Origin of the sequence: Burkholderia sp. JPY481 (assembly GCF_038900515.1) — a bacterium.
Lineage (GTDB): Bacteria > Pseudomonadota > Gammaproteobacteria > Burkholderiales > Burkholderiaceae > Paraburkholderia > Paraburkholderia youngii.
This window is the reverse complement of sequence record NZ_JAYMRT010000002.1, coordinates 346,302-372,866: the sequence shown is the minus strand read 5'-3', so window position 1 is coordinate 372,866 and position 26,565 is coordinate 346,302. Positions and strand designations below refer to the sequence as shown.

The 26,565-nt window shown below is 63.5% G+C and carries 24 protein-coding genes and 1 pseudogene; 18 read left to right on the top strand and 7 right to left on the bottom strand.

Annotation, left to right across the window (positions count from 1 at the left end; translation table 11 throughout):
* Positions 1–87: 87 nt before the first annotated feature.
* The 12 genes and pseudogenes from VSR82_RS07030 to VSR82_RS06975 all read left to right on the top strand — a co-directional run bounded on the left by VSR82_RS07030 (position 88) and on the right by VSR82_RS06975 (position 12,490).
* The gene (locus VSR82_RS07030) at positions 88–2,472 is read left to right on the top strand and encodes a bifunctional salicylyl-CoA 5-hydroxylase/oxidoreductase (RefSeq protein WP_429456149.1); all 2,385 of its coding nucleotides are present in this window, start codon (positions 88–90) and stop codon (positions 2,470–2,472) included.
* A complete protein-coding gene (locus VSR82_RS07025) occupies positions 2,469–3,242 on the top strand; it encodes an SDR family NAD(P)-dependent oxidoreductase (RefSeq protein WP_368583193.1) in 774 nt (257 codons plus the stop codon). Before VSR82_RS07030 ends, VSR82_RS07025 begins: the two co-directional genes overlap by 4 nt.
* Positions 3,239–3,793, top strand: coding sequence for a MarR family winged helix-turn-helix transcriptional regulator (locus VSR82_RS07020; protein ID WP_368583194.1), 555 nt, complete (start codon positions 3,239–3,241; stop codon positions 3,791–3,793). Before VSR82_RS07025 ends, VSR82_RS07020 begins: the two co-directional genes overlap by 4 nt.
* A gap of 19 nt (positions 3,794–3,812) precedes the next feature.
* Positions 3,813–4,664 (top strand): enoyl-CoA hydratase family protein, encoded by an 852-nt coding sequence (locus VSR82_RS07015; protein WP_429456152.1) that lies wholly within the window; start codon positions 3,813–3,815, stop codon positions 4,662–4,664.
* A 1-nt stretch (position 4,665) separates the two neighbouring features.
* Positions 4,666–5,877 carry an acyl-CoA dehydrogenase family protein gene (locus VSR82_RS07010; protein ID WP_429456154.1) on the top strand — a complete coding sequence of 404 codons (1,212 nt, stop codon included), beginning with the start codon at positions 4,666–4,668 and terminating at the stop codon, positions 5,875–5,877.
* Positions 5,874–6,314, top strand: coding sequence for an acyl-CoA thioesterase (locus VSR82_RS07005; protein WP_429456156.1), 441 nt, complete (start codon positions 5,874–5,876; stop codon positions 6,312–6,314). The genes VSR82_RS07010 and VSR82_RS07005 overlap by 4 nt, the downstream gene beginning before the upstream one ends.
* On the top strand, positions 6,314–6,709 hold the full coding sequence (locus VSR82_RS07000) for a RidA family protein (protein WP_013092722.1): 396 nt from the start codon (positions 6,314–6,316) through the stop codon (positions 6,707–6,709). The genes VSR82_RS07005 and VSR82_RS07000 overlap by 1 nt, the downstream gene beginning before the upstream one ends.
* 84 nt (positions 6,710–6,793) lie before the next feature.
* Positions 6,794–8,434, top strand: coding sequence for an AMP-binding protein (locus VSR82_RS06995; RefSeq protein WP_368583199.1), 1,641 nt, complete (start codon positions 6,794–6,796; stop codon positions 8,432–8,434).
* A gap of 33 nt (positions 8,435–8,467) precedes the next feature.
* A complete protein-coding gene (locus VSR82_RS06990; protein WP_429456160.1) occupies positions 8,468–9,691 on the top strand; it encodes a dienelactone hydrolase family protein in 1,224 nt (407 codons plus the stop codon).
* A gap of 33 nt (positions 9,692–9,724) precedes the next feature.
* Positions 9,725–9,988, top strand: a pseudogene (locus tag VSR82_RS06985) (glutathione binding-like protein); the annotation flags it as partial.
* A gap of 129 nt (positions 9,989–10,117) precedes the next feature.
* Positions 10,118–11,611: a DHA2 family efflux MFS transporter permease subunit gene (locus VSR82_RS06980; protein ID WP_429456162.1), complete on the top strand. Its 1,494-nt coding sequence runs from the start codon at positions 10,118–10,120 to the stop codon at positions 11,609–11,611.
* Positions 11,612–11,656: 45 nt separating this feature from the next.
* Positions 11,657–12,490, top strand: coding sequence for an AraC family transcriptional regulator (locus tag VSR82_RS06975; protein WP_410850114.1), 834 nt, complete (start codon positions 11,657–11,659; stop codon positions 12,488–12,490).
* A gap of 58 nt (positions 12,491–12,548) precedes the next feature.
* Here the strand turns inward: VSR82_RS06975 and VSR82_RS06970 are convergent, their stop codons facing one another.
* Entirely contained in the window at positions 12,549–13,913 is a 1,365-nt protein-coding gene (locus VSR82_RS06970) for an MFS transporter (protein ID WP_429456165.1), read from the bottom strand.
* Positions 13,914–14,267: 354 nt separating this feature from the next.
* Positions 14,268–15,140, bottom strand: coding sequence for an AraC family transcriptional regulator (locus VSR82_RS06965; protein WP_368583204.1), 873 nt, complete (start codon positions 15,138–15,140; stop codon positions 14,268–14,270).
* A 150-nt stretch (positions 15,141–15,290) separates the two neighbouring features.
* Between VSR82_RS06965 and VSR82_RS06960 the strand changes: the two genes are divergently transcribed.
* Positions 15,291–15,674: a hypothetical protein gene (locus tag VSR82_RS06960; protein ID WP_368583205.1), complete on the top strand. Its 384-nt coding sequence runs from the start codon at positions 15,291–15,293 to the stop codon at positions 15,672–15,674.
* 5 nt (positions 15,675–15,679) lie between these two features.
* On the opposite strand, the gene thrS is transcribed toward VSR82_RS06960, so the two are convergent.
* Positions 15,680–16,897: a threonine--tRNA ligase gene (gene thrS / locus VSR82_RS06955; protein WP_429456168.1), complete on the bottom strand. Its 1,218-nt coding sequence runs from the start codon at positions 16,895–16,897 to the stop codon at positions 15,680–15,682.
* Between the two features lie 689 nt (positions 16,898–17,586).
* Here thrS and VSR82_RS06950 point away from each other — a divergent pair.
* Positions 17,587–19,059, top strand: coding sequence for an outer membrane protein assembly factor BamB family protein (locus tag VSR82_RS06950; RefSeq protein WP_429456170.1), 1,473 nt, complete (start codon positions 17,587–17,589; stop codon positions 19,057–19,059).
* Positions 19,060–19,196: 137 nt separating this feature from the next.
* Positions 19,197–19,694 (top strand): GNAT family N-acetyltransferase, encoded by a 498-nt coding sequence (locus VSR82_RS06945; protein ID WP_013092731.1) that lies wholly within the window; start codon positions 19,197–19,199, stop codon positions 19,692–19,694.
* 6 nt (positions 19,695–19,700) lie between these two features.
* Here VSR82_RS06945 and VSR82_RS06940 read toward each other — a convergent pair whose 3' ends face one another.
* From VSR82_RS06940 to pdxR, 3 genes are all read right to left on the bottom strand, one after another.
* Entirely contained in the window at positions 19,701–20,282 is a 582-nt protein-coding gene (locus VSR82_RS06940; protein WP_368583361.1) for a flavin reductase family protein, read from the bottom strand.
* Positions 20,283–20,455: 173 nt separating this feature from the next.
* Positions 20,456–20,791, bottom strand: a complete 336-nt coding sequence (locus tag VSR82_RS06935) for a hypothetical protein (protein ID WP_176106988.1) — start codon at positions 20,789–20,791, stop codon at positions 20,456–20,458.
* Between the two features lie 193 nt (positions 20,792–20,984).
* The gene (pdxR, locus tag VSR82_RS06930; protein WP_429456173.1) at positions 20,985–22,589 is read right to left on the bottom strand and encodes a MocR-like pyridoxine biosynthesis transcription factor PdxR; all 1,605 of its coding nucleotides are present in this window, start codon (positions 22,587–22,589) and stop codon (positions 20,985–20,987) included.
* Between the two features lie 92 nt (positions 22,590–22,681).
* Between pdxR and VSR82_RS06925 the strand changes: the two genes are divergently transcribed.
* A complete protein-coding gene (locus tag VSR82_RS06925; protein WP_429456175.1) occupies positions 22,682–23,416 on the top strand; it encodes a GNAT family N-acetyltransferase in 735 nt (244 codons plus the stop codon).
* 209 nt (positions 23,417–23,625) lie between these two features.
* Positions 23,626–24,288, top strand: coding sequence for a VC0807 family protein (locus VSR82_RS06920; protein WP_429456177.1), 663 nt, complete (start codon positions 23,626–23,628; stop codon positions 24,286–24,288).
* 146 nt (positions 24,289–24,434) lie between these two features.
* Here VSR82_RS06920 and VSR82_RS06915 read toward each other — a convergent pair whose 3' ends face one another.
* On the bottom strand, positions 24,435–24,740 hold the full coding sequence (locus VSR82_RS06915) for a LysR family substrate-binding domain-containing protein (RefSeq protein WP_498857539.1): 306 nt from the start codon (positions 24,738–24,740) through the stop codon (positions 24,435–24,437).
* 273 nt (positions 24,741–25,013) lie between these two features.
* Between VSR82_RS06915 and VSR82_RS06910 the strand changes: the two genes are divergently transcribed.
* Positions 25,014–26,531 (top strand): efflux transporter outer membrane subunit, encoded by a 1,518-nt coding sequence (locus tag VSR82_RS06910; protein WP_429456179.1) that lies wholly within the window; start codon positions 25,014–25,016, stop codon positions 26,529–26,531.
* Positions 26,532–26,565: the final 34 nt, after the last annotated feature.

Below are 26,565 nucleotides of genomic sequence, written 5' to 3'. Positions count from 1 at the left end.
CTAGACGGCACTCCCCAAATTTACTTGACATCTAAACTATCAAAACCTAAATTAATCGCAACGCGGCGTTCATTTTGGGGAACCAGCATGCGCATAGTCTGTATCGGGGGCGGTCCGGCCGGTTTGTACTTCGGTCTGTTGATGAAAAAACGCAACCCCGGCTATGAAGTCACGGTGATCGAGCGCAACCGCCCCTACGACACCTTCGGCTGGGGCGTCGTGTTCTCCGATCAGACGCTCGGCAATCTGCGCGCCGCCGACGCCCCGAGCGCCGAGGCGATTCTCGACGCGTTCAATCACTGGGACGACATCGAGATCCACTTCCGCGGCCGCAGCGTACGTTCGTCGGGCCACGGCTTTTGCGGCATCGGTCGCAAACGCCTGCTGAATATCCTGCAGGCGCGTTGCGAAGAACTCGGCGTGAAGCTCGTGTTCGAAACCCAGGTCGTGGACGACAGCGCATACGACGCGGACCTGATCATCGCGAGCGACGGGCTGAACAGCGCCGTGCGCCAGAAATACGCGCACACCTACCAGCCGGACATCGACCTGCGCGACTGCCGCTTCGTGTGGCTCGGCACGAAGAAGCTGTTCGACGCGTTCACGTTCGCGTTCGAGCAAACCGAATTCGGCTGGTTTCAGGCGCATGCCTACCGCTTCGACGATCAAACCTCGACGTTCATCGTCGAAACACCGGAACGCGTGTGGCGCGCCGCCGGTCTCGACGAAATGAGCAAGGAAGACAGCATCGCGTTCTGCGAGAAGCTCTTCGCGAAATACCTCGACGGCAATGCGCTGATGTCGAACGCCGCGCATCTGCGCGGCTCGTCGCAATGGATCCGTTTTCCGCGCGTCGTCAACAAGGAGTGGGTGCATTGGCGCCGCAACGCGAACGGCACACGAACGCCGATCGTGCTGATGGGAGACGCCGCGCATACCGCGCACTTCTCGATCGGCTCGGGCACCAAGCTCGCGCTCGAAGACGCGATCGAACTCGCGAACAGCATCAGCGCGCATCCGGGTTCGCATCCCGACGATCTGGCCGCAGCGTTGAAGCACTACACCGAAGTACGCAGCGTCGACGTGCTGCGCATCCAGAACGCCGCGCGCAATTCGACCGAATGGTTCGAGCACGTCGATCGCTATACGTCGTTCGAGCCGGAACAGTTCGCCTATTCGCTGCTCACGCGCTCGCAGCGCATCTCGCACGAAAACCTGCGCGAGCGCGATTCGCAATATCTGTCCGGCTTCGAAGACTGGCTCGCGAAGCGCGCGGGCGTCGAGCGCGCGGCGGACAAACCTTCGATTCCGCCGATGTTCACGCCCTTCAAGGTGCGCGGCGTCACGCTGAAAAATCGCGTGATGGTGTCGCCGATGGCGCAGTACTCGGCGGTAGACGGCGTGGCCGGCGACTATCACCTGATGCATCTCGGTGCGCGCGCAATGGGCGGCGCCGCGCTCGTGATGACCGAGATGACCTGCGTGTCGCCCGAAGCCCGCATCACGCCGGGATGCCCCGGCATGTATGCGCCCGAGCATCAGTCCGCGTGGAAGCGCATCGTCGATCTGGTGCATCTGCAGTCGGATGCGAAGATCGGCATCCAGCTCGGCCATTCGGGCGCGAAAGGTTCGACGCGCGTCGCGTGGGAGGGCATCGACCAGCCACTCGACGAAGGCAACTGGCCCCTAGTCTCGGCGTCGCCGCAGCAGTATCTGCGCGGTATCAGCCAGCATTCGCGCGAAGCCACGCATGACGAATTGCACGAAATCGAGCAGCAGTTCGTGAAGGCGACCCGCATGTCGATCGAAGCGGGTTTCGACTGGCTCGAATTGCACTGCGCGCACGGCTATTTCCTGTCGAGCTTCCTGTCGCCGCTGACGAATCACCGTACCGACGAATACGGCGGCTCGCTCGAAAACCGTCTGCGCTATCCGCTGCAGGTGTTCAGCGCGATCCGCGCGGTGTGGCCACAGGACAAGCCGATCTCGGTACGGATTTCCGCGCACGACTGGGTCGAAGGCGGCAACACGCCCGACGACGCCGTGAAGATCGCGCAAGCTTTCAAGGCGGCCGGCGCGGACATGATCGACGTGTCGTCGGGCCAGGTCAGCAAGGAAGAAAAGCCCGTGTTCGGCCGCATGTTCCAGACGCCGTTCGCCGATCGCGTGCGCAACGAAGCCGGCATCGCAACGATCGCGGTCGGCGCGATTTCCGAAGCGGATCACGTCAACAGCATCATCGCCGCTGGCCGCGCGGACCTGTGCGCGATCGCACGTCCGCATCTCGCGAATCCGTCGTGGACGTTGAATGAAGCGGCGAAGATCGGCTATCTCGACATCGCGTGGCCGAAGCCCTACACCGCCGCGAAAATGCAGCTAGAGCGCAACCTCGAACGCGAGCGCGCGCAGGCCATCGCCAACGCCGGCCTGACGGCACAACAACGCGCGCAACGCGCCGAAGGAACCGTGTGAACACGTTTGACACCTCTCTCGCCGGACAACACGCGGTCGTCACCGGCGGCGGCAGCGGCATCGGCGCGGCCATCGCGCAGGCGCTGCTGCGCGCCGGCGCGCGCGTCACGCTGATGGGCCGCAATGCACAACGCCTCGAAGCGCAGCGCGAACAATGCGCGGCGCTCGGCGACGTCGCGTGCATCAGCGTGGACGTCACGCAGGAAGAGTCGGTGGCGCGCGCATTCGGCGAGGCGGGCGCCGTCGATATCCTCGTCAACAACGCAGGCCAGGCGCAGGCCGCGCCGTTCACGCACACCGATATCGCGCTGTGGCAGCGCATGCTCGACGTGAATCTGACCGGCGTGTTTCTCGGCACCCGCGCTGTACTGCCGGGCATGCTCGAGCGTGGCTATGGCCGTATCGTCAACGTCGCGAGCACCGCGGGGCAGATCGGCTATGCGTACGTCGCCGCGTATTGCGCCGCCAAGCACGGCGTGATCGGTCTCACGCGCTCGCTCGCGCTCGAAACCGCGACGCGCGGCATCACCGTCAACGCAGTGTGCCCCGGCTACACCGAAACCGAGCTGCTGCATGCATCGCTCGAACAGATCACGAGCAAGACCTCGCGCACTGAAGCACAGGCGCGCGAAACGCTGCTGCGTTCGAATCCGCAGCGCCGCTTCGTGAGCCCGGAGCAGGTCGCGAACGCAGTGTTGTGGCTGTGCCGCCCCGGCTCGGATGCGATCACGGGGCAATCCATTTCCATTTCGGGTGGGGAAGTAACGTGAGCAAATCAACGCAAGCAAAAAAGTCTGTATCGGATGCGAAACCGTCGCGCAAAGGCGTCGCCCAACCCGCGGAGAACGTCGTGGACCTCGAAATGAGCACCGGTGCGGACAGCCACATGGGTCTGCGTCTGTGGTTGCGCATGCTGACCACCACCAATCTCGTGCAAGCCGAATTGCGCAAACGTCTGCGCACCGAATTCGACACCACGTTGCCGCGTTTCGATCTGATGGCGCAACTCGAACGACATCCCGAAGGCCTGAAGATGACCGAGTTGTCGCGCCGTTTGATGGTGACGGGGGGCAACGTCACCGGCATCACCGATCAGCTCGAAAAAGAGGGGCTCGTCACGCGCGACACCGATCCGAACGACCGCCGCTCGATCAGCGTGTGCCTGACGCCCGCTGGCCGCAAGGCGTTCGACAAAATGGCCGTCGCGCACGAGCAATGGGTCGTCGAAATGTTCGGCGGCCTGAGCCTCGACGAAAAGATGAAGACCCATCAGGACCTCGGCAAACTCAAGCGGCATCTGCTCGACAGCCTGAAAGGCTGACTTCGCACTGGAGGCATACATGACACGATCCACCGCCGACGCACTGTTGGCCGGCAACCGCCTGAGCCTGGCAGGCTACGAGGCGAAGCACTTCGGCTGGTCGGTGACCAGCAAGGTCGCGACGATCACGCTGAACCGCCCCGAGCGCAAGAACCCGCTGACCTTCGAATCGTATGCGGAGTTGCGCGACCTGTTCCGCGACCTCGCGTATGCGACAGACGTGAAGGCCGTCGTGTTGCACGGCGCGGGCGAAAACTTCTGCTCGGGCGGCGACGTGCACGACATCATCGCGCCGCTGATCGATCTGCCGATGCCCGAGCTGTTGCTGTTCACGCGCATGACCGGCGACCTCGTCAAGGCCATGCGCCATTGCCCGCAGCCGATCATCGCGGCCGTCGACGGTGTCTGCGCGGGCGCCGGCGCAATCCTCGCGATGGCTTCCGATCTGCGCCTCGGCACCGCGCGCAGCAAGCTCGCGTTCCTGTTCACGCGCGTCGGCCTCGCCGGTTGCGACATGGGCGCATGCGCGATGCTGCCGCGCATCATCGGCCAGGGACGCGCGGCCGAGCTGCTGTTCACCGGCCGCTCGGCAAGCGGCGACGAAGCTCACGCATGGGGCTTTTACAACCGCTTGTGCGACCCGGCCGCGCTCATCGAAGAAGCACAGAAGCTCGCCGCCGATCTCGCGTCCGGCCCGACCTTCGCGCACGGAATGACGAAGAAGATGCTGCACCAGGAATGGAGCATGAGCATCGACGAAGCGATCGAATCCGAAGCGCAGGCGCAGGCGATCTGCATGAGCACGCGCGATTTCGAGCGCGCGTACGATGCATTCGCAGCGAAGTCGCGTCCGGTGTTCGAAGGAGACTGAGTTGAGCGCCGATCATCAGAACACGCCGGTCGATTTGCATAGCCCGCTCGCGTGGCCGTTTTTCGAGCCGCGTCATCGCGAACTCGCGGCCGGCATCGACGCGTGGTGCCGCGCGAATCTCAAGCATCAAGACCATCGCGACACCGACGCGACCTGCCGCCTGCTGGTGCGTGAACTCGGTGAGGCCGGCTGGCTGAAATACGGCGTCGGTGGCGTCGCTTATGGCGGCCACGGCGACACGATCGATACGCGCGCCGTGTGTCTGCTACGCGAAACGCTCGCGCGCTACTCGGGCCTCGCCGACTTCGCACTGGCAATGCAAGGCCTCGGCTCGGGCGCGATCTCGCTCGCCGGCACGCATGAACAGAAATCGCGCTATCTGCCGCGTGTCGCGAGCGGCACGGCGATCGCCGCGTTCGCGCTGTCGGAGCCGCAAGCGGGCTCGGACGTCGCGGCGATGGCGCTGGCCGCGCGCGAACAGGGCGACCACTACGTGCTCGACGGCGAGAAGACGTGGATTTCGAACGGCGGCATCGCGGACTTCTACGTGGTGTTCGCGCGCACCGGCGAGGCACCAGGGGCGCGCGGCATCAGCGCGTTCATCGTGGATGCAGAAACGCCGGGCCTCGACATCGCCGAGCGCATCGACGTGATCGCGCCGCATCCGCTCGCGCGTCTGCGCTTTGCGAACGCGCGCGTGCCGAAGAGCCAGATGCTCGGCGCACCCGGCGAAGGCTTCAAGATCGCGATGCGCACGCTCGATATTTTCCGCACCTCGGTGGCGGCCGCATCGCTCGGCTTTGCGCGTCATGCGATGGCCAAAGGTCTCGCGCGCGCGGCGTCGCGCAAGATGTTCGGCCAGACGCTCGGCGACTTCCAGTTGACGCAGGCGAAGCTCGCGCAGATGGCGCTGACGATCGACAGCAGCGCGCTGCTCGTCTATCGCGCCGCGTGGCTGCGCGACCAGGGCGAAAGCGTCACGCGCGAAGCCGCGATGGCGAAGTGGCACGCGAGCGAAGGCGCGCAGCGGGTGATCGACGCAGCCGTACAGCTATACGGCGGCATGGGCGTGCAAAGCGGCAGCGCAGTCGAGATGCTGTACCGCGAGATCCGCGCGCTGCGCATCTACGAAGGCGCGACCGAGGTGCAGCAGTTGATCGTCGGCCGCGATCTGTTGAAGGCGTATGCCGCGGCGAACGGGAGCGCGCAATGAGCACATCGTTCGAGCGGCCCGTGCGCATCCGCTTCTCGCACTGCGATCCCGCGGGCATCGTGTATTTTCCGCAGTACCTCGTGATGACCAACGCGCTCGTCGAAGACTGGTTCAACGAGGGCCTGCGCATCGACTATGCGCACATGATCGCGCGGCGCCGCATCGGCCTGCCGATCGTCAAGCTCGACTGCGAGTTCTCGCGGCCGAGCCAGATGGGCGAAACCATCCTGCTCGCGCTCGAAGTCCACACCATCGGCCGCAGTTCTCTCCGCATCGAGATTCACGGGCATTGCAACGGCGAAACGCGCTTTCGTTCGAAACAGGTGCTCGTGTTCATGTCGTTCGAAAGCGGCAAATCGATCAACATTCCCGGAGACATCGCGAGCGCGCTCGCGGCGTACGCTCCATCGCCCTCCTCCATCGAGGCTCAGCGCTGATGAAAAAAGCTCTCCTTCCGGCCGGCTGGGTCAAACCGCGCGGCTATGCGAACGGCGTCGCGGCGAGCGGCACACAGGTGTTCATCGCCGGCCAGATCGGCTGGGACGAACAGGCGCAGTTCCATTCGGATGACTTCGCGCAGCAGTCCGAGCAGGCGCTGAAGAATCTGCTCGCCGTGCTGCGCGAAGCGGGCGGCAAGCCCGAACATCTGGTGCGCCTCACGTGGTACGTGACCGACAAGCGCGAGTACCTCGCATCGCTGAAGGACATCGGCCGCGTGTTTCGCGAGCTGATCGGCGACTACGACATCGCGATGAGCGCGGTACAGGTCGTCGCGCTGATGGAAGACCGCGCGAAGGTCGAGATCGAGGCCACCGCGGTGATTCCGCACTGAACGTCCCACAGGTACCGAACGCACAGGCAAGCCCCTCACACCGAACGAAGCGCATTTTCCGGCTCAACGCCCCGGGAGACCATGATGGAACCGTCAGCACACGTCGATACTTTCGCGCGCGACAATCTTCCGCCGCAGGATCAATGGCCCGTCTTTCTGCTCGACAATCCGGACGTCGCCTATCCGTCGCGGTTGAACTGCGCGACCGAACTGCTGGAGCGGACCATCGAGGCGGGGCATCGCGACCGGCCGGCGATCTGGTCCGACGTGGCCGGCAAGCCACAAGCGACCACGTACGGCGAACTGCTCGCGCTGGTCAACCGCAGCGCGCATGTGCTCGTCGATGAAATGGGCTTGCGGCCCGGCAACCGCGTGCTGCTGCGTGGACCGAACACCTTGCAGATGGCCGTCGCCACGCTCGCGGCGCTGAAGGCCGGGCTCGTCGTCGTGCCGACCATGCCGCTGCTGCGCGCGAAGGAGCTCAAGCAGATCATCGACAAAGCGCAAGTCAGCGCCGCGCTTTGCGATGCGCGCCTGACCGCCGAACTCGAGCGCTGCACGAATCCGCGCGACGAGTTCTACTGCGCGGTGCTGAAGCAGACGCGCCGCTTTCACGACGATTCCGCCGATTCGCTCGAGACTCTCGCCGCCAACAAGCCCGAGCACTTCACCGCCTGCGACACCGCCGCCGACGACGTCTGCCTGATCGCGTTCACGAGCGGCACGACCGGCGCGCCGAAAGGCTGCATGCATTTCCATCGCGACATGATCGCGATGTGCGATCTGTTCCCGCGTCATGTGTTGAAGCCTTCCGCGAGCGACATCTTCTGCGGCACGCCGCCGCTCGCGTTCACGTTCGGCCTCGGCGGGCTGCTGTGCTTTCCGCTGCGCGTCGGGGCGTCGACGGTGCTCGTCGAAAAGCTCACACCGCAGACCTTGCTCGACGTGGTCGAACGTTTTCATGCAACCGTGATGTTCACCGCACCGACGTTCTATCGGCAGATGGCGCCGCTCGTCGCGCAACATGACGTGTCATCGCTGAAGAAGACCGTGTCGGCGGGCGAGGCGTTGCCCGATTCGACGCGGAGTTTGTGGCGCGACGCGACTGGCATCGACATGATCGACGGCATCGGCGGCACCGAGCTGATCCACATCTTCGTTTCGTCGCAAGGCGCGGAGATCCGGCCGCACGCGATCGGCCGCGCGGTGCCGGGCTACGTCGTGCAAGCCGTCGACGACGACATGCAACCCGTGCCGCCCGGCACGATCGGCAAACTGGCGGTGCGCGGCCCGACCGGCTGCCGTTATCTGGCGGACGAACGGCAGCTGCGCTTCGTGCGCGACGGCTGGAACCTGCCGGGCGATTCGGTCTATCTCGACGCGGACGGCTACGTGTTCTACCAGGCGCGCGCCGACGACATGATCGTGTCGGCCGGCTACAACATCTCCGGTCCTGAGGTGGAAAGCGTGCTGATGCAGCACGAGGCGGTGGCCGAATGCGGCGTGATCGGCGTGCCCGACGAAACGCGCGGGCAGATCGTGCGGGCCTTCGTCGTGGTGAACCCCGGCTATACGGCCGACGACAAACTGGTCGCGCAACTGCAGGATTTCGTTAAGAATAACGTGGCGCCGTATAAATATCCGCGCGTCATCACGTTCATCGGCGCGCTGCCGCGCACCGAAACCGGCAAGCTCAAACGTTTCGAGTTGCGCATGATGACGTAACCCGTATCTATCATAAGACTGGAGACAGACCGCATGGCCGGCTCTTTCATCGAAGTCGTCGCCCACGATGGCGGCCGTTTCAACGCTTACGTCGCGCGCCCCGCGCAGGGCTCGGGCCCGGGGCTCGTGCTCCTGCCGGAAATCTTCGGCGTCAATGACACGATGAAGGCGACCGCCGATCGCTACGCCGAAGAAGGCTACGTCGTGCTCGTGCCCGATCTGTTCTGGCGCATCAAGCCGGGCATTTCGCTTGGCTACGGCGACGCCGATATGAAACAGGCGCTCGGCTATCTGGGCCAGTTCGATGCGGATGTCGCCGTGAAGGACATCGCCGCCACGATCGCCACGTTGCGCGAACTGCCCGAGCAGGCCGGCAAGGTGGGCGTGGTCGGCTACTGCCTCGGCGGCAAGCTCGCGTTTCTGAGCGCGGCGCGCACCGACGTCGATTGCGCGGTCAGCTATTACGGCGTGGGGCTTGACGCGCATCTCGACGAAGTATCGGCAATCAACTGCCCGATGGTGTTCCACTTCCGTGAAAACGACGCGCACTGCCCGCCCGAAACGCGCGAGCGCATCAGCGCCGCACTGCGTACGCGGCCGCAGATCGAGCAATACGTGTATCCCGGCTGCGATCACGCGTTCGCCGCGCCGCAGCGCAAGCAGTACGACAAGCCGGCCGCGATGATGGCGTACTCGCGCACGCTGGCGCTGCTGCGCAAGGTGCTCGGTCCGGTCTACGATCTGAACGCGCTGTGGGAAGCGCATTGCTATCACGAGTTCGCGACACGCGACGTCGATGCGGTGATGCCGACGATGGTCGCCGAGCCCTACGTCAATCACGTGCCGACGATGACAGGCGGTGTCGGGCATGACAATCTGAAGCGCTTTTACACGCATCATTTCGTCAACTCGAATCCACCCGATACGAAGCTGATTCCGATTTCGCGCACGATCGGCTCGGATCGCGTCGTCGATGAATTCATTTTCAGCTGCACGCATAGTTGCGAGATCGACTGGCTGCTGCCGGGCGTGGCGCCGACCGGCAAGTACTTCGAGGTGCCGATGCTCGCCGTGGTGTGCTTCCGCGGTGACAAGCTTTATAACGAGCACATCTATTGGGATCAGGCTTCGGTGCTCGTGCAGGTGGGACTGCTCGATCCGAATGGCTTGCCGGTGACGGGGATTGAGAGTGCGAGGAAGTTGCTGGATGAGACGTTGCCGTCGAATGGGTTGATGGGGGGAAAGTCGAAGGTTTGAGAATGTGGTGCTGCCATCGCTGTGTATCATCCGATGCAGGCGAACTTCGTCGATCCGCAATTGAAGCTGCATTTCGGCTATATCGACAACGAACTCGGCGCGACTGGCTGGTTCGCCGGCAACGACTTCACCGCCGCCAACGTGCAAATGCGCTTCCCGCTCGAAGCCGCCACCGCGCGCGGCATCACTGCGCGATTGCCCGCGATAGGCGCGTTTTTGCAGCGCATTCGCGCCCGGCCCGCATATCAGCGCGCGCTCGAACGCGGCGGCAAATACGAAATCCTCACCGGCGATTGATGCGCAACCGCGCGACGCTTAGCGCGCCGGCGCCGCCCTGGATTTCGTAGTTGGACCCGAAATGCACGGGTGTTAGACTCGAAAACCCATCGTCGGCGATCGACCGAATCCGCGTAAAGGGGCACCCGCATGACCCATTCCCTCCACGGCAAGCAACGTTGGCTCGCACTGATCGTGCTCTGCCTCGGCGTGCTGATGATCGTGCTCGACACCACCATCGTGAACGTCGCGCTGCCGTCCATCGCCGCCGATCTCGGCTTTAGCGAAACCTCGCTCGTGTGGGTCGTCAACGCCTACATGCTGACGTTCGGCGGCTGTCTGCTGCTCGGGGGACGGCTTGGCGATCTGTACGGACACCGCAAGCTGTTCCTGTGCGGCATTACGCTCTTCACGCTCGCTTCGCTCGCCTGCGGCCTCGCGAATTCGCAAGTGCTGCTGGTCGCCGCGCGCGCCGTGCAGGGGCTGGGTGGTGCAATCGTCTCGGCGGTCTCGTTGTCGCTGATCATGAATCTGTTCACCGAACCCGGCGAGCGCGCGAAAGCGATGGGCGTGTATGGCTTCGTCTGTGCGGGCGGCGGCAGCATCGGCGTGCTGCTCGGCGGACTGCTCACCAATCTGCTGAGCTGGCATTGGATCTTTCTGGTCAACCTGCCGATCGGCATTGCGGTGTACGCGCTGTGCCTCGCGCTACTGCCGGCCGCGCGCGGACACGCGCACGGCGAGCGGCTCGACGTGGCCGGTGCGCTCAGCGTGACCGCATCGCTGATGCTGGCGGTCTATGCAATCGTCAACGGCAACGAAGCAGGCTGGACTTCGGCGCAGACGCTCGGCCTGCTGTGCGTCGCGCTCGCGCTGCTTGCCGTGTTCCTCGCAATCGAGGCGAGAGTCGAACATCCGTTGATGCCGCTCGGTCTACTGCGTTTGCGCAATGTCGCGACCGCGAACGTGGTCGGCGTGTTGTGGGCAGCCGCGATGTTCGCGTGGTTCTTTATTTCGGCGCTTTATTTGCAGCGCGTGCTCGGGTATCGGCCGTTGCAGGTGGGGCTCGCGTTTCTGCCCGCGAACCTGATCATGGGACTCTTTTCGCTGGGATTGTCGGCGCGTGTGGTGATGCGCTTCGGGCTGCGCCGGCCGCTCGCGGCGGGCCTGCTGATCGCCGCATGCGGGCTCGCGTTGTTCGCGCGTGCGCCCGTCGACGGCAGCTTCGTGCCCGACGTGTTGCCCGGCATGTTGCTGCTCGGCTTCGGCGCCGGCATCGCATTCAACCCGTTGCTGCTCGCCGCGATGAGCGACGTCGATCCCGCCGATTCGGGCCTCGCGTCGGGCATCGTCAATACGTCGTTCATGATGGGCGGGGCGCTCGGGCTCGCGGTGCTCGCGAGTCTTGCCGCGGCGCGTAGCGAGGCAATGCAGGCGTCGTCGAGCGCGGCGGCCGCGCTGAACAGCGGGTATCACGTCGCGTTTCTGTTTGGGGCGGTTTTTGCGGCGGCGGCCGGCGTGCTCGGTGGGCTGTTGCTGAGGCCGGGGCAAGCGGGTGGCGCTGCGGGCGCGCATAGTGACGTGGCGGAGTCGGCCCCGCCTTCCGTCGCGACTGCAAAACCGCAAGCGCGATCAAACGCCTGAGTTCGCCGCTGACTATGCTGGCTTCATGCTGACATGAGAGCTGAGATGAACCCGGTTGGAAAAGCGCTCTGGTATATCGAAAGCCACTTCGCGGGCGAATTGACGCTCGACGACATCGCCCGCGGTGGCTGCGTATCGCGCTTTCATCTCGCCCGCGCGTTCGAAGCGGCCACCGGGATGCCGGTGATGCGCTACGTTCGCGCACGGCGTTTAAGCGAGGCCGCACGACGTCTCGCCGATGGTGCCCCTGACATTCTCGCGGTCGCCCTCGACGCCGGTTACGGCTCTCACGAAGCATTCACGCGCGCGTTTCGCGACCAGTTCGGGCTTACGCCCGATGCGTTGCGCGCACGAGGTCATCTCGACAACCTGAGCATCGTGGAGCCGATCAAAATGGACGAAACCCTTCTGACTCATCTGGAACCGCCGCGCTTCGAAGACGGCAAACCGCTTCTCATCGCTGGACTGAGCGAGCGCTATACGTGCGAGACCAGCAAGGCGATTCCCTCTCAATGGCAGCGCTTTGGCGCCTGGTACGGCAGGGTGCCAGGACAGATCGGCAAGGTGGCTTATGGCGTTGGCTATAACGCCGATGAACTGGGCAACTTCGACTATATGTGCGGCGTCGAAGTCAGCGATTTTTCCGCACTGCCGCCGGAGTTGAGTCGCGTACGCATCGCCGCGCAACGCTATGCGGTGTTCAGTCATCGCGAGCACATCTCGGGCATTCGTCGCACGATGAATACGATCTGGAATCAGTGGTTGCCCGCATCAGGGCACGTGCCTGCCGATGCACCGCATTTCGAACGGTATGGCGAGCAGTTCGATCCGGCGACGGGAATGGGTGGAGTCGAAGTCTGGTTGCCGCTGAAAAGCTGAGGCCTGATTCGGCGGCCGGCCGCGGATGGCCGCTGCGACCGGCCATCCGCCTGATCGATCACGGAGTGGCGTGTCCCTGGTCATGCAATGCATGCACGTCGTCGTATTCCCGCGAAATGTCCTTATTCGTGTAATCGCCGAGTCGCATAGCGGCGGCCACGCTAATCACCGCGCACGCGAACACATACCACGCCACCGCGAATCCCGAATGGAAATAGGCATAAAGCGCGGTCGCAATCAACGGTGCAGGACCGCCAGCGATGACGGAAGCCAACTGGTAGCCCATCGACGCGCCGCTGTAGCGCAAGCGCCCCGTGAACGATTCGGCGATCAATGCGGCTTGGGGACCATACATCATCGCGTGCGGCACCAGCGAAAGCACGATTGCCGCGAAGATCCATCCGGGGTTATGAGTTCCGACCATGAAGAAGTACAGGAAGCCGAATAGCCCGACTGCAGCGGCGCCGATCACGTACATGCGTCGACGTCCGATCAGATCGGACACGTGACCGAAGAAAGGAATCGTGAAGAATTCCAGCACCGAAGCGGCCAGCACCGCGGTGAGCAACAGATCGCGCGTAACGCCCAGACTCATCACGCCATAGGTGAAGATAAAAGCCGTGAAAATATAGAAAGGCGCCTGTTCGGCCATACGCGCAAGAGCCGATAGAACAATGTCTTTCGGCTGCCGGCGCAATACTTCACGCATTGGCGCCTTTTCGATCCTGCGCTCAGCGAGAAGCTTCGCGAAGATCGGCGTCTCGAGGATACTCAAGCGGATATAAAGGCCGATCGCGACCAGCGCAATACTGAGGAAAAACGGCACCCGCCAGCCCCACGTGAGAAATGCGCTGCCGGAGATCTGACTGGTGGCAAGCACCACCAGATTCGCGACGAACAATCCCGCCGGTACGCCGAACTGCGGCCACGACGCGATGAAACCACGATGCTTGTTGGTGCGTGCCCATTCCATCGACATCAGCACCGAACCGCCCCACTCGCCTCCCACGCCCACCCCCTGAATAAAGCGCAGCGCCGTGAGCGCAATGGCCCCCCAGATGCCGATCGACGCGTAGGTCGGAACGAAGCCGACGGCGAATGTCGCGAGTCCCATCAGCAATAGCGTCACGATCAACGTCGCTTTACGTCCGATGCGATCGCCATAGTGGCCGAAAATCGCCGCGCCCACCGGCCGCGCGATAAAGCCGACGGCGTAAATCAGAAAAGCCTGGAGTGTGCCAACGAGCGGGTCCGATTCAGGAAAAAACAGCTTCGCGAATACCAGACCAGTGACCGTGCTGTACAGGAAGAAGTCATACCATTCGATCGTGGTACCGATCGTGCTGGCGATGACAGCGCGGCGCAACTGGCGCCGTGCCTCCTCATCGGAGAGGGGCATAGCCCCAGATTGCGTGGCAGCCATTTGATATCTCCCCAAAATGGACGGGTGACATCCTTAGTTGACACTTAGGGTATTGGGTGGTTCCGGTGATTACGCGAGTAGCCGAAAGTGAAACGGCCTTTTCGGCTTCTGTCATGGGCGAGAGCCTGGAATCGATAAAAACCCCTATCTGAACCACTATTCGCAGAGATAGGGGCTTTGTTTAAGGACACATTCCGCAATTGCATTTTTTGCCGCATCTACAATCGGCAATCATCGATTCAGTGCAATTGATACCGACGCGAAAATTGGATCGGAGCCCGAATGAAGCGCATCCTCCGATATTCGCGCAGAATGGATCAGGCATTTTATATGCTCATCTCCCCCGTTCCCTAATCACACCAACGGAATGTAGATATCCGTCTGCCACTGATCCAGCGGCGTCTCAGGATAGACGCTCAGGTACTGGAAAAACAGCGGAAGATCTCGCAACTCTTCTCCACTCGAAGGCAGCCAGTCGCGATAGATCGGATAGATCGTCTCGCCGATGTGATCGGTCGATCCCGTGTGCCGCACCACCGCGCACCGTGCACCCGGCATGACGAGTTCGCGCACGCCATAGTGATTCGGTGCGACCGGCTCGTCGATCTCTCCGCAGATATCGAAGCGGAATTCCTCCGCTGGCACCGTGTCCGGATTGCCGTGCGGAATGCCGAAGGTCCTGCTCGACGCCACCGGCGATTGTCCGCTTTGAATACGCCAATCGATGAACTTGCGCGCACTCTCGTTGACGAGTCCAGGCGAACCACAATGCTCGAGCGCGGCAACCCGGGTTTCCGCAAAGTCGACGATTTTCACTTGCATGGTCAATTTCCTCGAAAGATAGGGAACAATAAAACTCGCACTCCAGAATTGCCATGCTGGATGCCGTCGAAACGCGCTCGGCGCCATGCCGAATGCACGCTTGAACGCGCGGCTGAAGGCTTCGGGACTGTCGAAGCCGGCGTCGAGCGCCGCATCGAGAACCGAGCACGACGCCTGCGACGCGAGGCGGTGAGCCGCGCGACGCAAGCGCATCAACTGCACGTAGCGTGCGACCGGCACGCCGACATACGCGACAAACTGTCGATGGAAATGGAACATCGAGAAGTTTGCGATACGGCTTAGCGCGTCGACCGACAGATCGCCCTCGAGGTTTGCGTCGATATAGGCGAGAACGGCTTCGAAGCGTTTAGCGTAAGCGGCGGTGGCGTCTGTGTGAGTTAGCATGGTCTGGATCGTGCGAGCTCCGATATGGTCGCCGAGGTTGGACACATCTTACCTAGCCGGACTTGCTCGATCTTCGATCGGCTCGCTGCCGAGCCTTGAGAATTTGCGTAAACTTATTCACTTGCCCTCGCCTCCTGAGATTTTCCGCCGATGCCCTCTTCGATCAGCAATTCGCTCCTCTGGATCTTCGACGCGTTCGAACGCGATCCGACTTATGTGCGCCGGCGGATGTTTGGCAGCGATGCCGCGTATATCGACGGCCTGTTGTGTCTGGTTGCCGCCGATCGCGATAAGCCGTGGAATGGGCTGCTCGTCTGTACATCGCAGGAACGCCATGCTGCTCTGATTACCGATCTGCCTGCATTGCGGCCTCACCCGGTACTCGGAAAGTGGCTTTATGTGCCGCAGGAGGACCCTGCGTTCGAAGACACTGTCGAGCAGTTGACGGCGCTCGTTCTGGAGCGGGACCCGCGAGTGGGGGTGGAACCGAAGCCGAAAAAGCGCCGCGGTAAGTCGGTATTGCCGGACGCTTGAAGCGGTCAGACTCTTGCCGGCGAGCCCGGCAAGCCTCCTTTGCCCTTCAGATATCCCACTCCCTCCGCGAGACCAAACTCCCGCTGTGCCCCATCCCTCGACCAACGCACACTAATCCTCCTGTCTGCCGCCTCCCTCTTCCCTACGACAACGAGAAACGGCACCCGCTTCTCCCTCGCATCGACAATCTTCTTCTCCAGTCTCTCGGGCCGTCCATCGACCACCGCCCGAACCCCGGCATCTTCGAGCGCCTGCAAGACTTCTTGCGCGTAACCCAGACTCGCATCGCTGATCGAAGCAACGACGGCCTGCTCGGGCGCGAGCCAGGCCGGCATCCATCCTTCGTCATGTTCAAGCAGCATTGCGATGAACCGCTCCATGCTGCCGAGCACCGCGTGATGAATCATTACCGGACGCTCGCGTTCATCACGCTGATTGACGAACTCGGCATCGAGCCGCTCTGGCAACACAAAGTCGAGCTGGATCGTGCCGCACTGCCAACTCCGTGCGCGACTATCCGTCAATTGAAATTCGAGTTTGGGCCCGTAAAAAGCGCCCTCTCCAGCGAGTACAGCGAATTCGAGCCCCGCTGCGTCGGCGGCATGGGCCAACGCCTCCTCGGCCCGATCCCACGTCCCCTCGCTGCCAGCACGCAATGCGGGCCGCGACGCCAAAGCAACGCTGAACTCCGGAAATCCTAGGTCCGCGTACACGTCGCGCAGCAGCGCACAGAAGCGCCCCACCTCCGACTCGATATCCGCCGCCGCGCAGAACACATGCGCGTCGTCCTGAACGAACGCGCGCGTACGCTTCAATCCTTCGAGAGATCCCGACGGCTCATCTCGATGACATGCCCCAAACTCGCTATAGCGCAACGGCAGCTCGCGATACGAACGCACACGCTGATTGAACACCTGCACGTGGCAAGGACAGCTCATCGGCTTCAGACAAAGCGCGCGTCTTTCTTCCGCATCGGCGAGCGAATACATCGCGGCGCCGAACTTTTCCCAGAGCCCGCTCTTTTCCCACAGCGAGCGCGCCAGCAATTGCGGCGTGCGAATCTCGCGAAAGCCCGCGCGACGCATGCGCGACCGCACGTAATCTTCGAGCACGCGATAAAGCGTCCAGCCGCGCGGGTGCCAGAAAACCATGCCGGCACCTTCTTCCTGCTGGTGGAAAAGATCGAGCTTATTGCCTAGTACACGATGGTCGATGTCGTTCACGGTCATGCTCCGTCGGTTCGAAATTCGCGATACCACGATGGATGCCGCAAACGGAGAGACCAGAAACGCCAAAGGCCCCATCCGTTTCCGGCGGGGCCTTTGGGGATTTGCCACTGCTGCTCGTACTTTCCGTACTTCCGGCTAGCGCGCGCAATCTCCAGACGACCCGCCTATGAAGGTGGTCGTCGCGGTGGTGGCGGCAAAGAGTGAAAGAGAGTCGAAGTGCATGCAGCGACAGTAAACCATTTCGATCGGAAGCGTCAATCGCTGGGAGTGCGTCGCGATTGGCGTACCTGCCTTTCATAAATCATCGAATGCCGCAATGAGCGAACTCATTTGATTCAAATAGCATAGATACTCGAAATAACTTCGCAATGTATAAATCAGAATTTGATTCGGTGTGCCTGACATGAAGCACTTGGTGCGATTCCGCACATTGCGCCAATGCGCGCTGATTAGACGTTCACTATATTTCGATTGCCCCACCTCACCGCAATAAAACTGTTTGCCCAGTCCTCTTAATAATCTTTATCCCCGCTTCGCAAAAGCGCAAACGCAGCTTTCCAAATAATCACTGAGGAGACGACATGAGAACTAACACGTTGTATTTAACGTGTGCGTTGCTATTCGGTTTGACAACGAGCAGCATTGCCTATTCGACCGATTGGAAGACCTCGGGAAACGACTCGATGAACTCCCGAAACCAGGCTAGTGAATCGGCGATCAGTCCGAAGACAGCGGGTGCCCTTCACAAGCTCTGGTCAACTGACACGAGCGGAAACGTCACGGCGACCCCTGCCCTCGATGACAGCTATGCCTATTTCCCGGATTCCGCGGGCTATCTTTACAAAGTCGACAGGAAGACCGGTCACGTTATCTGGAAGAACCTCGTGTCGTCCTACACGGACATCCCTAACGACTACGCGCGTGCAACGCCCGCTATCTCCGGAAACGTACTGATACTCGGCAATCAAAGCGGCAAACTGTCGAGTCCGCAACCGGCCCAGGTCTTTGCCGTCGACAAGAACACCGGCCAGCGGCTTTGGCACACGCAAGTCGATCCAACCACGTATTCAATGGTCACGCAGTCTGCGGTCATCGCGAACGGTACGGCTTTCGTAGGAACGACATCGAACGAAGAATTGATGGCCGCCTATATTTCCCCGCCTGCATGGCAGTGGAGTTTCCGCGGCAGCGTCGTCGCGCTCGATGTCGCGACCGGCGCAATCAAATGGCAGACGTACACAATACCGACGGGCTATTACGGCGGCTCCGTCTGGGGAAGCACCGGCGCCGTCGACGTCGATCGCAATACGGTATTCATGGGTTCCGGCAACAACTGGGCAGTACCTCAGGCCGTACTCGACTGCATGAACAGCGGCGGCACGCCGACATCGTGCATCGACCCGAACGACCACTTCGACTCGATCCTTGCGCTGGACATGACCACGGGCGCAGTCAAATGGTCCGCGCGCGGACTGCCGTACGATACGTGGAATGTCGGCTGCGGCCTCAACGTGCCGGGCGTCTTCACTCTTCCGTCGAACGCCAACTGTCCCAATCCGCAGGGTCCGGACTGGGACTTCGCGCAAGGACCGATGCTCTTCGGCGGCAATGGCAATGCCGGCCGACTGGTCGGCGCGGGACAGAAGAGCGGGATGTTCTGGGCCTTCGATGAAGAAACAGGCGAACTGCGTTGGTCCACCCAGGTCGCCCCCGGCGGACTCACAGGCGGTCTGCAGTGGGGATCGGCCAACGACGGCCAGTTTATTTACGTTGCGGTAGCCAACAGCGGGGTGACCGGCTCGGGCACGACGCCAGGCGTATGGCAGTTGGCGAACGGCGGCGGCACTACCACGTCGGGCGGCTGGGCATCGCTCAACGCGAATTCCGGCGCGGTGAAGTGGACCACTCCGGACCCACTGGGAAGCCGCGCGGAGGCAGCGGTCAGTGTCGCGAATGGCGTGGTGTTCGGATGCAATCTCGACTACACGAAAGGCACGATGTACGCGCTCGATTCTTCCAACGGAAAAGTACTGTGGTCATTCGACAGCGGCGGCGCATGCAATGCCGGACCGGCCGTTGCGGACGGCGTGGTGTTCTGGGGCTCCGGTTCAACGAACGGACCGGGGCCGCAAAAATTATTCGCCTTCGGCCTGTAGGAAACGCCAAAGGCCTCGTCCTCTCAGGGCGGGGCCTTTGGCTCTTTGCTACGATGTGAGTCTGTTCCGAAGCCGGCGCTTTGGCGCGTATCGCCAGCCGGACCGGAATTGCCACCGAACTCACCGAGCACCAGACCTTGACGATCCACATCCGCCCCGCCACCGCCTCCGACGCCCCCCTGATCCTGCGCTTCATCACCGAACTTGCGATCTACGAGAAAGCCGAGCACGAAGTCGTCGCCGGTGTCAAAGACATCGAGAAAAGCCTGTTTTCCGAGGGCGTGCCCGCGAAAGCGCTGATCTGCGAAATGAACGGCGAGCCCGTCGGTTTTTGCGTGTACTTCTTTTCGTATTCGACGTGGCTCGGCAAGCAGGGGCTTTATCTGGAAGACCTGTACGTGTCGCCCGCATCGCGTGGCAGCGGCGCGGGCAAACAGATGCTGCGCCATCTCGCGCAAATCGCCTGCGAAACGGGCTGCGGCCGCTTCGAATGGAGCGTGCTCGACTGGAACGAGCCGGCCATCGGCTTCTACAAATCGATCGGCGCGAATCCGCAAAGCGAATGGGTGCGCTACCGTCTCGCGGGCGACGCGCTCAAGGCATTCGCCGAAGGCGAAACCGAACCGAACACCTAAGCGCGGTCACTGCGCGGAGGCCGCGACGGGCGCCACCTCGAACGCATCGCCCGTTGCGAAGAAAGTGCCGCCTGCGACGTAATGGCACGTGCGCAGGTCGGGATCGTCGCCGAAATGCCAGCGGTTGTGCGAATACACGCGGCTATCCGCATACGCGGCGACCACCTCGCCGATGATCAGATCGTGCCGCTGGCTGTCATCCGGAATCACCTTGCATTCCATCCACGTGATGCAGCCGGCCAGCATCGGCACGTCGATTTTTTGCGCGCGGAAAGTCTCGAGATCGAACGCGGAGAACTTGTCGAGTTCGACGCCCGCGTGCGTGCCGACCGCAAGTGTTTGTGCGGCGAAACCGCGGCTCGGCAATTGCAGCCCGAACACGCCGCTCGCTTCGATCAGGCTACGCGTCAGCGTGCGGCTATCGACGACCACCACCACCTTCGGCGGATCGAAGTCGAGCGGCATCGCCCACGAGGCGGCCATCACGTTCGAACGACCAGCGTGCGCGCTCGTGATCAGCGTAACGGGTCCGTGATTGAGCAGTTGAGTCGCGCGCGACAATTCCACGGGTTCTCGGGTGGCGGTCATAGCATCGTGATGGCGTCGAAAGGGTGACGCTGATTGTAGCGGGGCGGGAGAAATGAGGCGCGCGATGTGCGGAAGCCGCCGTGCGGAGCGATAGAGCGGGCGAATCGAACTGCCAGACGGCAGCCCACAAGCCGCCGCCTGACAGACTTCAAACGAAAAACTTCAATGGCCGCTCAATGATGCGGCGCCTTGCCATTCGGCACCACATTGTGCGGCTTGTGCTGCTCTTCGCCGAGTCCCGGGAAGAACGCGTTCCAGGCGGCGCGCACACCCTGCGCCGCGGTCGCTTCGGCGCTGACCGATTCGGCCGCGCCATCCGCGGCTTTCGACGGATCGGCGGACAGGCCGCGCCAATGCGTGAATACGAGCAACGGCTTTTCGGTCCACACGCCGTCGCCAAATTTCGCAAACGCCGTGTCCCCGCTCGCCAACTGCACCTCGTACCAGCCTTCGCGTACGGGCGTATGGATGGCCAGCTCAAACCACGGGGTCGGTTCGATTTCCTTCATAGCGTCTCCGGTCGGATAAATCGTCATCGAAAACCACACTTAACGCATTGTTCGTGCCCATCGGCGGCGCCAAACCCGCGGCGCGGCGGGCCGGGCAACCGTGGCACATGCGGGCAGACCCGGCACTTCGGAGCGAAGTCGCCGCGCATACGACACGATAGCGCGACATGGGCCGGGCGGACAAACGTAAAACTTACATGTCCTGGGTGGCAGGCGTACGGCGTTGCGGGATGGGCTTTTTGCGGGACCGGGCGGCGGGTTTTCCGGCAGGCGTTCCGGCCGGTTTTGCCGCGCCCTTCGCAGCCGGTCGCGCCTCGCTCTCCATCTCCCGCACCAGCTCCGCCAGCGCTTTCACCGCCGGCCCCAAGCGCTCCGCCTCCGTATTCCCATAGCCGATCACGAGCCCGTTGGTCTGCTCCGACGCCCCGATCGCGAACCCCGACAGCGCGCGCGGACCGAGCCCCAACGCCTGCGCCCGCGCCGTCAGTGCGCGATCGTCGAGCGACGCGGGCAGCCGCAGCGTCAGATGCATGCCGCAATCGCCGCCAAGAATCGTCGCCGCCGGAAAATATTCGGCCAGCGCGTCGCGCAGCGCCTGCTGGCGCTCGCGGTACAGCCGCCGCATCCGCCCGAGATGTCGCCCGAACTCGCCGCTTTCGAGGAAATGCGCGAGCGCCAGTTGCTCCAGCCGATGCCCGCCGCGCAGCAACTCTTGCAGCGCAACAGCGGCATGCGCGGCGATCGTCCGAGGCAGCACGACGAAGCCGATGCGCAGCGCCGGAAACATCGTCTTGCTGAACGAACCGACGTACAGCACGGGCGCCTCGTCGACGAGGCCCTGCATGCTCGCGATCGGCTCGCCGGTGTGGCGCACTTCGCCGTCGTAATCGTCCTCGATCAGCCAAGCGCCGCAGCGCCGCGCCTCTGCAATCAGCTCGAGCCGCCGCGCCACCGACAACACCGCGCCGGTCGGATACTGATGCGCGGGCGACGTGTAGATCAGCTTCGGCGGATGCGTGCGCCACGCGTCGGCCGGCACGGCCATGCCTTCGGCGTCGACGGGAATCGGCAGCAAGCGCAAATCGCCCGCGTTGAAAGCGGCCTTCGCGCCGCGGTAGCCGGGGTCCTCGGTCCATGCGATATCGCCGGGATTGGTCAGCAGCCGCACGCACAGGTTCAGCGCCTCCTGCGCGCCCTCGGTGATCACGACCTGCGAGCCGTCGCAGCGCACGCCGCGCGCCATCCGCAGATGCGCGGCGATCGCGTCGCGCAACGCCGGTTCGCCGGCCGGCGTGCCGTAGCCGAGCGCGCGCGGTAAGGCGCGCTCCATCGCACGTTCGAGCGCGCGCCGCCAGGCGGCTAGCGGGAAGCGGTCTAGCGCGGGTGTGCCCGGGGTCAGCGCATAGGTGTTGTCGACGTGCTTGTGCGGCGCCGCGAACTGCTGGACGCGCCTCGCGTACACGACTTCTGGCGCCGCCGTAGCCGTCGCCCGCTCGCCGCGCGCGGCGGGACTCGACAGCGGACTCACGCGCGTGCCCTGGCGATCGGCGATGACATAACCGACCGCGGCGAGATGTTCGTAAGCGATCACGACGGTGTTGCGCGACACGCCCATTTCGGCGGCGAGCAGCCGCGACGACGGCAGCAACGACCCAGCCGGCAGACGGCCCGCGAGAATGGCCTGTTGTAGAAGTTCGATCAGCTGCTTTTGCAGCGGCGCGGGCCGCTTGGCCCCGCTAGCGCCGCTCGCGGCGAAAACGTCGTCGGCATGGACGAGCGGTCCGATGATTTCGATCATGGTGGTTGGACCTATCGAATAAGCGTGTCGTGGATCTTTTGAACATACCACGTTTGCCGTATCGTTCCTGCATCGAAGACAGGAGAAAGGACATGGAACCCATACGCAACGTCTACGGCCAGCCGATCGGCAAACCCGTGCCCGGCTGGCGCGGCGCGCAGCCGCCGGGCCGCGAGCCGCTGAGCGGCTGCTATTGCCGGCTCGAAGCGGTCGACGTCGAGCGCCACGCGGCCGACCTGTTCGACGCGTATCGCTCGGCCACCGACGGCCGCGACTGGACTTATCTGGCGATCGGCCCGTTCGACAGCCTCGCAGCCTATCGCGAGCACCTGACGCGGATGGCGGCATCGAAAGATCCGCTGCACTACGCGGTGATCGACCTCGCGACGGGCAAGGCGGTCGGCACGCTGTCGCTGATGCGGATCGATCCGGCCAACGGCGTGATCGAAGTCGGCCATGTCACGTATTCGCCGCGGCTCAAGCGCACGCGCATCGCGACGGATGCGATGTACCTGCTGCTTAGCGAAGTGTTCGACAAGCTCGGTTACCGCCGTTTCGAATGGAAATGCGATTCGCTGAACGAGCCGTCGCGCAAGGCCGCGCTGCGCTACGGGTTCACGTTCGAGGGGATCTTCCGGCAGGCGATCGTCTACCGTGAGCGCAATCGCGACACGGCGTGGTTTTCGATCATCGACAGCGAATGGCCGGCGTTGCGCTCGTGTTATCAGCGGTGGCTCGACGCGGGCAATTTCGATGCGCAAGGGCAGCAGATCGAGCGGCTCGCCGATCTGATCGCGCAGCAGCGAGCGGCGGACGACGCCCGGTAAAGCCAGACGCTCGCATCAGCGCGCCGCCGATGCCATCGCACGCGGCGCGCTTGCGCCAGCCCTTCGCTGCGCGCCGCCAACCCCGGCAGCCGGCGCAACTTCGCCCTAAACTGCCTCCATACGTTCGCGCGCCGCTGCCGAAGCGCGATTGTCACAGCGCGCCAGCATGTGCCACGCGTGCCTCGTTCCATGCCGTTACAGCCCAGCCGATGAAATCCCGTCTGCGCTACCTGAGCGCATTGCTCGTCAATCTCGCACTGCCCTTGCTTGTCTACCGGCTCGCGTTTCCGCACTGGGGGCAAACGGGCGCGCTCGCCGCGTCGGCGTTGCCGCTGATCGCATGGATGACGGTGGATCTGCTGCGTTACCGGCATTTCGACGCGCTGAGCGCACTCGTGCTCGCGGGCGTGCTGCCAGCGCTTGCCACGAGCCTCGTATTCAGCGACGCGCGTCTGCTGTTGATCGAAGACCCGATGGTGTCGGGCTTTATCGGCATCGCGTTTCTCGCGTCGCTCACGCTGCGCAAGCCGATGGTGTTCTACCTGGCGCGCTCGACGATGTCGCGCGAAGATCATCGCAGCGTGGAATTGTTCGAGCGACATTGGCGTGATCGTCCGATGCTCGCCAGCTATATTCGCCTGATGACACTCGTGTGGGGGATCGGCATGATCGGCGAGAACATCGTGCGCAGTGCGATCGTGCTGCATTGGCCGAACGACCCGCGCTCGGCGCTCGCATCCACTGCGCTGCGTTATGGCGTGTACATGGCGCTGACGGTGTGGACGATCCTGATTCGCCGGCGTATCAAGCGGGACGCGCAGCGCTATCCGGCGGATGAGCAGGCGGCGGAGAGTTCGGCGGCAAATGTGTGAATGACCGCGCCGGCGGTCCGTTCATGCCAACTCCAAAAATCTCCCCAAACAAGGATTCCGGTTCGCCGGCGACCGGGCGAGCACCTGCTCGATCAGCGGCGCGTCGGCAAGCGGGCGGAACACCACGCCCGCCAGCTGCGCAATCTTCAACCGCCGCGCCGCGCGCGCGGATGGCTGCGCGATAGCGCGACGCACAGCGGCTCGCTGAGCACCGTGCGCGTCGTGAGTGACTTGTCGGGCACGGTCGGGAACATGATCGCCGCGTCGATGTGCCCGGTGAGCAACTGCGCGGCCAGATCGTTCGACACGACCTCGCGCAATTTCAGCTCGACCTGCGGATACGCGGCGCCGAACGCTCGCGCATAGCCGGGGACGACGCTGTAAGCGGAGCACATCGTGAAGCCGATTTCGAGCTTGTGACGCTGTCGGTGCTGCTGATGGTGATGGGGCATTAAAGCTGAGGGGTCGACAGTACGCCGGTGTCCCAATCTATGAAACTTGCATGAATGCCGCGACGGCCGCGGCAGACTGCGGGGAGCGCCGCGCGTTTTCACCGCCCTCCTACGTGATCTCGTATCCGCCTTCGGCGGTTAGCGAACGCGAGGCCAAGCGCGGCTCGCGTCGTGCGTGGTAAATTCCAGCGTCGGCAAGACAACTCCAAGAACGTTCGGGTGCCCTGAACATCTTCGTCCGGTCCACCCGCCCCTGGCGTACAAGGTAGATCGATGATCGACGTGAGTCAGCGTATTGTCTGGCGGCGCCTCTACGTTGCGCTGTGCAGTTGCGTCGCGTTGGCCGGCTGCATGGTCGGCCCCGACTACCACGAGCCGCCCGCGCCGGCTACCGACACCTTCACCGCCCGGCCGCTGCCCGACCAGACCGCCTCCGCGCCCGGCCCCGCCGGCCTGCCGCAGCGTTTCGCGCCGGCCCAGGACATCCCCGCCGCGTGGTGGACGCTGTTTCACTGCGAGCCGCTCGACGCGCTGATCCGCGAGGCCATCGCCAATAGCCCGAACATGACCGCGGCCCAGGCCGCGTTGCGCCAGGCGCGCGAAAATTACACCGCGCAGGCAGGCGGCACCTTGCTGCCGAGCGTCGACGCGCAACTTAACGCCACGCGCGAAAAGATCAACGGCATCGCGTTCGGCGAGCCGGGCCTCGTCGAAGAATTCAATCTTTACAACGCGTCGGTCAACGTCTCGTACAAGCTCGACGTGTTCGGCGGCGCGCGGCGCGAACTCGAAGCGCTGCATGCGCAGATCGACTATCAGCGCTTCCAGCTACAGGCCGCCTATCTTACGATATCGGCCAACATCGTGACCGCGGCGGTCAAGGAAGCGTCCGTGCGCGCGCAGATCGACGCGACCGAGCGGATCGCCACCGAGGAAGAGCAGCAGCTGAACGTGCTCGACCAGCAACTCTCGCTCGGCGGCGTGAGCCGCGCGGCCGTGCTCGCGCAGGAAACGCTGCTCGCGCAGACCCGCGCGACGCTGCCGCCGCTCTACCAGCAACTCGATCAGGCGCGCCATCAGCTTGCGGTGCTCGCCGGCAAGCTGCCGAGCGACACGGGCGTGCCCGAATTCACCCTCGACATGTTCTCGCTGCCCGACACGCTGCCCGTCAGTCTGCCGTCGTCGCTGGTGCGCCAGCGCCCCGACATCCTCGCCGCCGACGCCACGCTGCATCAGGCGAGTGCACAGGTCGGCGTCGCGACCGCGGCGATGTATCCGCAGATCACGCTGTCCGCGAGCTACGGCGCCGAGGCGCTGACGCCCGCGCAAGTGCTCAGGGCCGGCAGCACCATCTGGAGCATCGGCGCGGGCTTGCTGCAACCGGTCTTTCACGGTGGCCAGTTGAGCGCACAGAAGCGCGCGGCCGAGGCCGCCTACGAGCAGGCCGGCGCGCAATACCGCGAGACGGTGCTGCTTGCGTTCCAGAACGTCGCGGACACGCTGCGCGCGCTCGAACACGATGCGACCGGCCTGAAGGCGCAGACCGACGCGTCGCGCGCCGCGAGCGATTCGCTCGAACTGACGCGCGGGCAGTATCGCGTCGGCGGCGTGAGCTACCTCGCGCTGCTCGACGCGCAACGCCAGTATCAGCAGACCGTGGTCAGCCTCGCGCAGGCGCAGGCCGCGCGTTACGCAGACACGGCCGCGCTGTTCCAGGCGCTCGGCGGCGGCTGGTGGAATGGCGCCGCGCCCGAGTCGGCCGCCGCGGCCGCCGCCGCAACGCCACATTGACCGTGCCCTGACACAACCCTCAGCCCTCGCCCCA

Bases quoted from the DNA above. Each gene is read 5' to 3' on its own strand.
- pdxR (WP_429456173.1), bottom strand. From the start codon at position 22,589: ATGATCGAAATCATCGGACCGCTCGTCCATGCCGACGACGTTTTCGCC.
- VSR82_RS06920 (WP_429456177.1), top strand. From the start codon at position 23,626: ATGAAATCCCGTCTGCGCTACCTGAGCGCATTGCTCGTCAATCTCGCA.
- VSR82_RS06935 (WP_176106988.1), bottom strand. From the start codon at position 20,791: ATGAAGGAAATCGAACCGACCCCGTGGTTTGAGCTGGCCATCCATACG.
- VSR82_RS06950 (WP_429456170.1), top strand. From the start codon at position 17,587: ATGAACTCCCGAAACCAGGCTAGTGAATCGGCGATCAGTCCGAAGACA.
- VSR82_RS06970 (WP_429456165.1), bottom strand. From the start codon at position 13,913: ATGGCTGCCACGCAATCTGGGGCTATGCCCCTCTCCGATGAGGAGGCA.
- VSR82_RS06995 (WP_368583199.1), top strand. From the start codon at position 6,794: ATGGAACCGTCAGCACACGTCGATACTTTCGCGCGCGACAATCTTCCG.
- VSR82_RS06915 (WP_498857539.1), bottom strand. From the start codon at position 24,740: ATGCCCCATCACCATCAGCAGCACCGACAGCGTCACAAGCTCGAAATC.
- VSR82_RS06980 (WP_429456162.1), top strand. From the start codon at position 10,118: ATGACCCATTCCCTCCACGGCAAGCAACGTTGGCTCGCACTGATCGTG.
- VSR82_RS07030 (WP_429456149.1), top strand. From the start codon at position 88: ATGCGCATAGTCTGTATCGGGGGCGGTCCGGCCGGTTTGTACTTCGGT.
- VSR82_RS06975 (WP_410850114.1), top strand. From the start codon at position 11,657: ATGAACCCGGTTGGAAAAGCGCTCTGGTATATCGAAAGCCACTTCGCG.
- VSR82_RS06925 (WP_429456175.1), top strand. From the start codon at position 22,682: ATGGAACCCATACGCAACGTCTACGGCCAGCCGATCGGCAAACCCGTG.
- VSR82_RS06990 (WP_429456160.1), top strand. From the start codon at position 8,468: ATGGCCGGCTCTTTCATCGAAGTCGTCGCCCACGATGGCGGCCGTTTC.
- VSR82_RS06910 (WP_429456179.1), top strand. From the start codon at position 25,014: ATGATCGACGTGAGTCAGCGTATTGTCTGGCGGCGCCTCTACGTTGCG.
- VSR82_RS06965 (WP_368583204.1), bottom strand. From the start codon at position 15,140: ATGCTAACTCACACAGACGCCACCGCCGCTTACGCTAAACGCTTCGAA.
- VSR82_RS07005 (WP_429456156.1), top strand. From the start codon at position 5,874: ATGAGCACATCGTTCGAGCGGCCCGTGCGCATCCGCTTCTCGCACTGC.
- VSR82_RS07015 (WP_429456152.1), top strand. From the start codon at position 3,813: ATGACACGATCCACCGCCGACGCACTGTTGGCCGGCAACCGCCTGAGC.
- VSR82_RS06960 (WP_368583205.1), top strand. From the start codon at position 15,291: ATGCCCTCTTCGATCAGCAATTCGCTCCTCTGGATCTTCGACGCGTTC.
- VSR82_RS07000 (WP_013092722.1), top strand. From the start codon at position 6,314: ATGAAAAAAGCTCTCCTTCCGGCCGGCTGGGTCAAACCGCGCGGCTAT.
- VSR82_RS06940 (WP_368583361.1), bottom strand. From the start codon at position 20,282: ATGACCGCCACCCGAGAACCCGTGGAATTGTCGCGCGCGACTCAACTG.